This is a genomic window from uncultured Gemella sp. (assembly GCF_963519265.1).
Lineage (GTDB): Bacteria > Bacillota > Bacilli > Staphylococcales > Gemellaceae > Gemella.
In genome coordinates, this window is the sequence record NZ_CAUQNQ010000003.1 from 67256 (window position 1) to 74495 (window position 7240).

5 protein-coding genes and 1 pseudogene are annotated in these 7240 nt (G+C 32.6%); 1 reads left to right on the forward strand and 5 read right to left on the reverse strand.

Annotated elements, in window-relative coordinates; all coding sequences use genetic code 11:
* Window positions 1-493 precede the first annotated feature (493 nt).
* Window positions 494-997 (reverse strand): DUF4064 domain-containing protein, encoded by a 504-nt coding sequence (locus RWN11_RS01080; protein ID WP_314159948.1) that lies wholly within the window; start codon window positions 995-997, stop codon window positions 494-496.
* Window positions 998-1451: 454 nt separating this feature from the next.
* On the opposite strand from RWN11_RS01080, the gene RWN11_RS01085 reads away from it, so the two are divergent.
* Complete coding sequence (locus tag RWN11_RS01085; RefSeq protein WP_314159949.1) at window positions 1452-2285, forward strand: YwqG family protein; 834 nt, start codon at window positions 1452-1454, stop codon at window positions 2283-2285.
* A 303-nt stretch (window positions 2286-2588) separates the two neighbouring features.
* Here RWN11_RS01085 and RWN11_RS01090 read toward each other — a convergent pair whose 3' ends face one another.
* The 4 genes and pseudogenes from RWN11_RS01090 to RWN11_RS01105 all read right to left on the reverse strand — a co-directional run.
* The gene (locus tag RWN11_RS01090) at window positions 2589-3836 is read right to left on the reverse strand and encodes a glycosyltransferase (protein ID WP_314159950.1); all 1248 of its coding nucleotides are present in this window, start codon (window positions 3834-3836) and stop codon (window positions 2589-2591) included.
* Window positions 3837-3839: 3 nt separating this feature from the next.
* Entirely contained in the window at window positions 3840-5432 is a 1593-nt protein-coding gene (locus RWN11_RS01095) for a glycosyltransferase family 52 (protein WP_314159951.1), read from the reverse strand.
* Between the two features lie 857 nt (window positions 5433-6289).
* Window positions 6290-6586 carry a hypothetical protein gene (locus RWN11_RS01100; protein WP_314159952.1) on the reverse strand — a complete coding sequence of 99 codons (297 nt, stop codon included), beginning with the start codon at window positions 6584-6586 and terminating at the stop codon, window positions 6290-6292.
* A 307-nt stretch (window positions 6587-6893) separates the two neighbouring features.
* A pseudogene (locus RWN11_RS01105) lies at window positions 6894-7240 on the reverse strand (PTS fructose transporter subunit IIC); the annotation flags it as partial.

Below are 7240 nucleotides of genomic sequence, written 5' to 3' on the forward strand. Positions count from 1 at the left end.
AGAAAATACTTTATCTTAATAATTATACTATAAAAAGCAATATTTATCAAAGATTTATCTACTTAAAACCTTTTAAAACAATAGAATTCTTTAGTTTTCACTGACTATTTCTATCTATTATGATTTATTAGTAAAGTTTAGTTATATAAAATTATTTTTTATATTTAGATAATCTCCACATTAAATTTAATTTTAACTTTTATAAACGATTTCTCAGCAAAAAACTATTTCAAATAAAAAAACTATCCTATCTTTAGCGCATGAAGACAGTTTTAATCTTCGATGGTGCACATTCGATAAAATAGTTTATTGATTTCCTAGGGAGTGACTCAAAAATCGTGATTTCGTAGAAATCGATTTTGTCGAGTCGTCCCCGCACAGTTTATTAGATATCTAAAAAGCTTTCATAAAGCGAATTTAGATATCAATAAACCACTGCGTCTATGAGTTATCATATACACTTTTTTAAATTTAGACCTTTTAGGTCAGCCCCTTACATATACTCTAGTCTCTCTATCTCTGGTTTTTCAGAAGTTGTTTGTGTGAAATCTGAGTTATCGGTGTTTTTTGGCGCTCTTCTCACAAATAGCATAACTGCCACTACAAAGTATAATAAGTACACAGGAATTAGAACACCCGCTGTCATTAGTCCAACTAACACTGCTGATATTAGGAATAAAATTCCTGAAACGATTCTTGCTCTCATAGTAAATGATGCTATCAAAGCAATCACTAACGCAATTATCGCCACTACTGCGTATACTTTCACCGCAGTCACAAAAAGTGTTGTTATAGACATTCCTGAGCTTGCAAGAAATGCAGAAATCCCCTGATCTGATGCTAAGGTACTTAACATAGATTCAAGCTGTGGTTGTTGTAGTGCTGTTTCTAACTGACTAGAAAACGCTCCAAGAGATACTAATCCTGTCATAAGCATCATAATAACATTCGCTATCCAAGCTAATATTTTTTCAATTTTTCTACTAAATGGTTTCATCAAATTCTCCTTTGGTTAATATTATTGTTTTGATTATACCATAAATTACCATAGGAGGTGATTTAAAAGTCATAATTTTTAGAAAAAGTATATATAAAAACTCATAGGAACAGTATTTACTGATATATAAATTCGTTTTATAACAGCTTTTTAAATATCTAATAAACCTACAGGGCCTCGACAAAACCTTGTTTCTCCAAAAGCATGATTTTTGATTCACTCCCCTACTTTATTAATCATTTTTTATAAAAATATATTGGAAATTCTTTCTGTTTATATGATAAATAAACTAATAGAACATATCTTATCATATTTTTCCTTTTTCTCTACTTAAAACACTATCACTTTTCATTCACATAACCTCTATTTTCACATCTATTTCCTTGACTACAATTAAATCTTTTCATATAATTTCAGAGAACATTTAATTAACATCGTATACTGGAGGTTTTTCATGATTACACTTGAAGATATTAATAAAGTTATAGAGAAAATAAAAAATGATAATACACACGAATGCATCAATATCATGATTGAAGAAAATAATAATCTTGGCATTACAGATAGTAAATTCGGTGGTATTCCGTATATCGCTAACGATTCTAATGTTCCTAAAGATTCTAACGACATGCAGTTGTCTTTACTAGCTCAAATAAATTGTACTGAATTACCGGAGAATAATTTATATCCTAAAGTGGGATTATTACAATTTTGGATTAGCCGTGATGAGAACTTCGGATTAAATAATAGAGAAGATTATCACGTGAGATACATTAAAGAAACCGAAGACGGCATAACAAATGAAGATGTTTTAAATAAGTATACTTTACCAAACGAAGATAACGACGAAGAATATTCACCTTTTAATAAAAAAAATACCTCTTTCGCCTTAAAATTTAAAAAAGGTATGTCATCTATTACTTCTAATGATTTTCAGTTTGAGGAGGTGACACTACAGACTATTCAAGAATTATTTCCAAATGAAGATGTCAGAGATTTATACGATGACCTAGAGAGAGAGGTTTTTGATACGTTATTTAAGGCTTTTAACGGGGTTAATCACGCTATCGGCGCTTATCCTACATTTACTCAGTGGGATCCTCGAAACCCAGACGAACCAAACGCATACAACATTACTCTCCTACAAGTAGAAAGTCAGTGGAGCAACGACTCTAACGATGCTCAAATCATGTGGGGTGACTCTGGTGTTGCTAATTTCTTTATTAACAAAGAAAAATTAGAAAATCTAGACTTTGAAGATGTGTTATTCAACTGGGATTGTTTTTAGTAAACTAACTAAAGTTCTATGATCAAAATGGACAGAGAGTAATAATTTTACTTTCTGTCCTCTTTGTGTGTATTAACTTTATAGCAATCTGAATTTTTTGAGACTTGGAAGTGACTCAAAAATCGTGATTTCGTAGAAACAAGATTTTGTCGAGTTGCTCCCGCACTTGACAAAGAGCCTCTAAAAAAATCCTTATTATGCACTTCTATAGAGAATCCACGTCTATAATTAGATTTCTTCTACAAGAAATTGCACCATAAGGATTTTTAATAATATGTATATTCGTTTGTTTTATAGATGTTTTTATTTTACTTTCAAAACTTCCATATAAGCATCTACTGCCTTTTGCCTTGTATATTCATTTGCAAATGTTGAAGATGGATATTCACCTTCTTCTTGATATTTTTTTAACAAAATCACTAATTCTTCAAACGAATTAAAAGTTTTAGTATTCTCACAGATACTTGCATAGTAGCTATGAGCTAAATCAACATTTGAAAGAAGACAGACTAAGCCTTTCGATGATGCTTCTACTGCAGCATTTGCAAAACATTCACTAAGCGAGCAAGAAATATAACCCTCGTGCTTCTCATAAGGCACCTCTTTTACAAACCCAGCGAACCTAACGTTTTCTGGTAGATTATCCTTCTTATATCCCTCCGGCAGACTACCATAAATAGTTATCGTACTTTCTGGCGTTCGTCTAAATGCTTCTATCGCTAGTTCGCATTTTTTTATTATCGTCATATTACCAACAATACACCAATCTTTTACTTTTGTATAAGTTTTGTCCTTAACTTCTTCTGCATACACTGGCGGCAAAAATCTAACCCGATCACTTCCAAGCCTCTCTTCCAAAATAGGACTCGCAACAATATTCTTACACCAACCTTGCAATACAAATTTCATAAACGGTGCAAGTATATCATAATGCGTATACGCAAATAATTCTCTTCTAGTATTTTGGAAAAATTTCCTCAACTGAAGTGGATACTCATTAATCATATCTATAATAAACTTGTCGTTTGTCGTTGAATTTTCTGCTAAATATTCACTTACAAGTTGCCACTGTGATAATATTTCGTCAGTCTTTCTTACGTGGTATTGATGATAATTTTCCGAAACATCACCTTCTAAGACTACCCCCTCTTTCCCATAAAGAATAAACTTATGTTCCTTTGGAGCGTATTTATATAATAATTGCGAAGTGTAACATTCGATAATTCCATCTTTATAGAAAACAAGACCAACAAAACCTTCTTTAGTATATTCTACTGCCGCAACATTTTCTAATGTTTCCACAAATTTTCCATCAACACACGGCTTATCTCTAGCGATGTTAGATTTTTCTAAAATGACATGATAAAAATTCTTAAACCCTAAACTTTCAAGAGTCTCAACAAAATTAGGTACAAATTCATCAAAATTCGTAACAACCAATCGGTGCTCTATACCTATCTCTTCGAAAATATCTTGACGTGCCAATTGACTTCTTTCAAAGCCATAAATACGACAAGGTACTCCTTCTTTTATTGTAAACACTTTAACCATATTCTACTCCAATACATCCTGTAATCTTAACCCTCGACTCCTAGCAAGCCTACTTCTAAAAAGCATTTCCCTGTCATATTCATCCGATATCTTACAAAATACAGTTACAGTACCTAACACTAAAGCATTATCCTTAGTTACCATACGCGCCCACAAATGCCAATCTTCAAAACCACAGCTATTAAAATCATATCGTCCAGCCTGTTCATATGCTTCTTTTCTAAAAACAACAGCGGAATGATTGAAAATATTTTTATATGCCAACATCAGCCACAACTTTTCTCCTGATAAATTGTTAGAGACACTTCGCCTTATACCCCCAACACAATCTCCTTCTATAACCTTTGAACCTATTACATCTAATCTAGGATTCAACTCCAATTCACTAAGAAGAAAGTCAAGATGCCACGGCAACCACTCATTCGTAGCATCTAACCTTGCTATATACTCCGCAGTCGATAGAAAAATACCAGCATCAAGAGCTTTAAAAATTCCCCCACTCTCAATCTTATGATAATTCACCCTACTATCTTCTAGATATTTTCTGCAAATTAGTTCCGTATCATCAGTCGAATCACCATCCACAATAATAAGTCTGAAATTATTGTGTACTTGATTCAGCACCGATTCTACAGCAGACGCTACAGTTGCTTGAGCATTATGCACCGGTATGATAATATCTACTTTTCTATCTGATATCGGTAAGTCTATATATTCTATCCCAAAATCGTTTAACACCTGCGATTCATTTGTAGTCAAAAATGTTCTAAATCCTTTGACGCTTACTCCTGGAATGTCTTTTACCAAAAGGAGCGACGTAGAGTAAAAACCATAGACTTCTACATATTCATACTCAGTTAGCAACTTATATATCTCTTCTTCAAAGCAAACATCCGTATTGACGTTATTTACATTTTCTAATTCCAAAGAAACTCGTGGATGAGGATAGTATAAAACATCCCCCAGGCTAGTCAATGCTTTCTTGGTTAATTCTTTTGTAATCACTATATCCTTCTCATCAAAACAAGACCCTAATGCCTGCCCTAAAAATACTCTCACCGTTTTTCCATTATTCGCTCGAATGAAATCTTCTGGCTGTATATTGAAATCTATTTTAATAAGTTTTGAATCTGGGAATACAGTGTTGCTATCAAAAATCGTATAATGTCCTTGAGATAAGTTTACAACATTCTCTAAAGTAATACCGTTATGCGACACTATCCTTTGCTTATTAGCTGTATACATATTTGGTGCAATAACAGCAGTACTACCATCGTCAAAAGTGAATAATTGTATCGACTCAAAACTTAATATACTTAAAGCTATCGGATTATCTAGACTAGCGAGATAGAATTTCTCAATTTTTACTTTTTCTAGTTTTTTTCTAAGTTCAGGAGCCCAGTTTTTGTTTTCTATAAATAGAGTATCTTCGCAAAATTCCATCATTTTTGCTGCGTATATGTCCTGTCTCCTATCATGAGACATTTTCAAATAGATCCCTATGAATTTCTCTTTTATTGTTTTTACTATCTCTCGAGCTATCAGAACCTGAAATGGCGAAGTACAAAAAATAATATTCACAAATATATTCCTCACTTTTTTAATTATTTAAAGCCACTTATTCCTATAATCATAGCCTATTTTATCACGCTAAAAAAAGCTAGTCAATTAAATATTAACCGCCTCCTCTCTTCAACTATGAACACCCTCACCTTTACTCTAGAACACTTCTTATTATTCTTTATATTTCCTTTGCTTCTTTATCCATGTACAACAAATTTCTCTGGAAAATTAACTGCTGAAAACTCTGTTATACCAAGACATCTTGCCTACTAAGAGACTCTGCTATGTGCGAAACTTTTTTATTCCTCATATCCCCTCGGTTTCATCATCCATGTACAACAAATTTCTCTGGAAAATTAACTACTGAAAACTCTGTTATACCAAGACATCTTGCCTACTAAGAAGCTCTTCTATGTGCGAAACTTTTTAACAACCCAAATTACAAACTTATTTCTTTACAGCTAATAAATAAAGACAAACAACCACAAAACTCGTCTCAATTATTCTATAAAACGAACAGTAGATTCCTACCTGATACGTTCTATAAAAAAACAATCCCTACTCAACAATAAAAAAGGCGGGAGTTACTCAAAAATCGTTATTTCAAAGAAACAAGATTTTGTCGAGCCAGCTCCGCCCTCATCAAATATTCAACTAAATCCTCTATCTCACAACTCGATTCCCCACGAGATTTTCGGAAAAATATAATCTTCTTTAAAAAGGGAACTCACTATTTCATCATTCCCTTTCAAAAAATCCTACAAATACGCCTCGAACTCTTGTTCTGTTATACCTAACTCCTCACATGCCATCTGTTTTGTCAGTATACCATTATTTACTAATCGAGCTATTGTTCTTATGTATTTTACTCTTTCAATATTATCATTAACCTACTTACATAAATATGCCCAAATGCGATTAATAAAAAATACTTGCTTAACGAGCTGCACCTCGATAATTACCTGTGCGTGGTTATCGAGCTCAACTAGAATATCTACAGCTATATTAAAATCAGAGTCTACATTGCTGTTGGCTGTAAAAATTTGATTTCCCTCAATTAATTTAGCACTTTTTGCGGGTAATTCGAAAATATCTTTTACAAATTGCAATGCTACAGTTTCATTACGAAATACTTTTTTAACAACTAAATCATAAATAGGCTTTATGTTTTTATGTCGTTCCTCCATTATGTTCTCCCCCTTATTTGTATTAGTTATAATTTTATTCTACCCTATTTCTAACTTTATTATATTAGAAAAAAATCATTTTTTCTAATGATATCACTATTACAAATATGCTTCTCTGTGCAATATTAAAAACACAAAAAACAAATAAAAAAGCAATACGACAACTTCTCACGATAACTACACAAGAAAATCTCAGACAACTAGAATACACAACTTTCCTAAAAATAGCCCCAAAATTCAATGCGAATTTCGAGGCTATTTCTTACTTATATTAAAATAATGATTTTATATACAGTTAATTAATATTTTATTTTACTATCTTTTTACCAAAGCTTAGTGATGCGATTAATAGTAATGCACCTAATACTGCACCGATTACTAAGGCTAATAGATACATAAGCTGGTTACTTACAGCATTAGCAAAAACAGCAAAGATTCCTCCGTGCGGAGCTTTCGATACAATTCCAAAAGTCATACTTAAAGCTCCAGCGATACCACTTGAGATGAATAACGGTGGAATAACACGCGCTGGGTTACTTGCAGCAAACGGGATAGCTCCTTCTGTAATGAATGCTAATCCCATTACGTAGTTTACTAATGCTCCACTACGTTGAGCTTTTGGCCAGATGTTTTTATTGATTGTAGCTGAGATTG

Bases quoted from the DNA above. Each gene is read 5' to 3' on its own strand.
- RWN11_RS01080 (WP_314159948.1), bottom strand. From the start codon at position 997: ATGAAACCATTTAGTAGAAAAATTGAAAAAATATTAGCTTGGATAGCG.
- RWN11_RS01100 (WP_314159952.1), bottom strand. From the start codon at position 6,586: ATGGAGGAACGACATAAAAACATAAAGCCTATTTATGATTTAGTTGTT.
- RWN11_RS01090 (WP_314159950.1), bottom strand. From the start codon at position 3,836: ATGGTTAAAGTGTTTACAATAAAAGAAGGAGTACCTTGTCGTATTTAT.
- RWN11_RS01085 (WP_314159949.1), top strand. From the start codon at position 1,452: ATGATTACACTTGAAGATATTAATAAAGTTATAGAGAAAATAAAAAAT.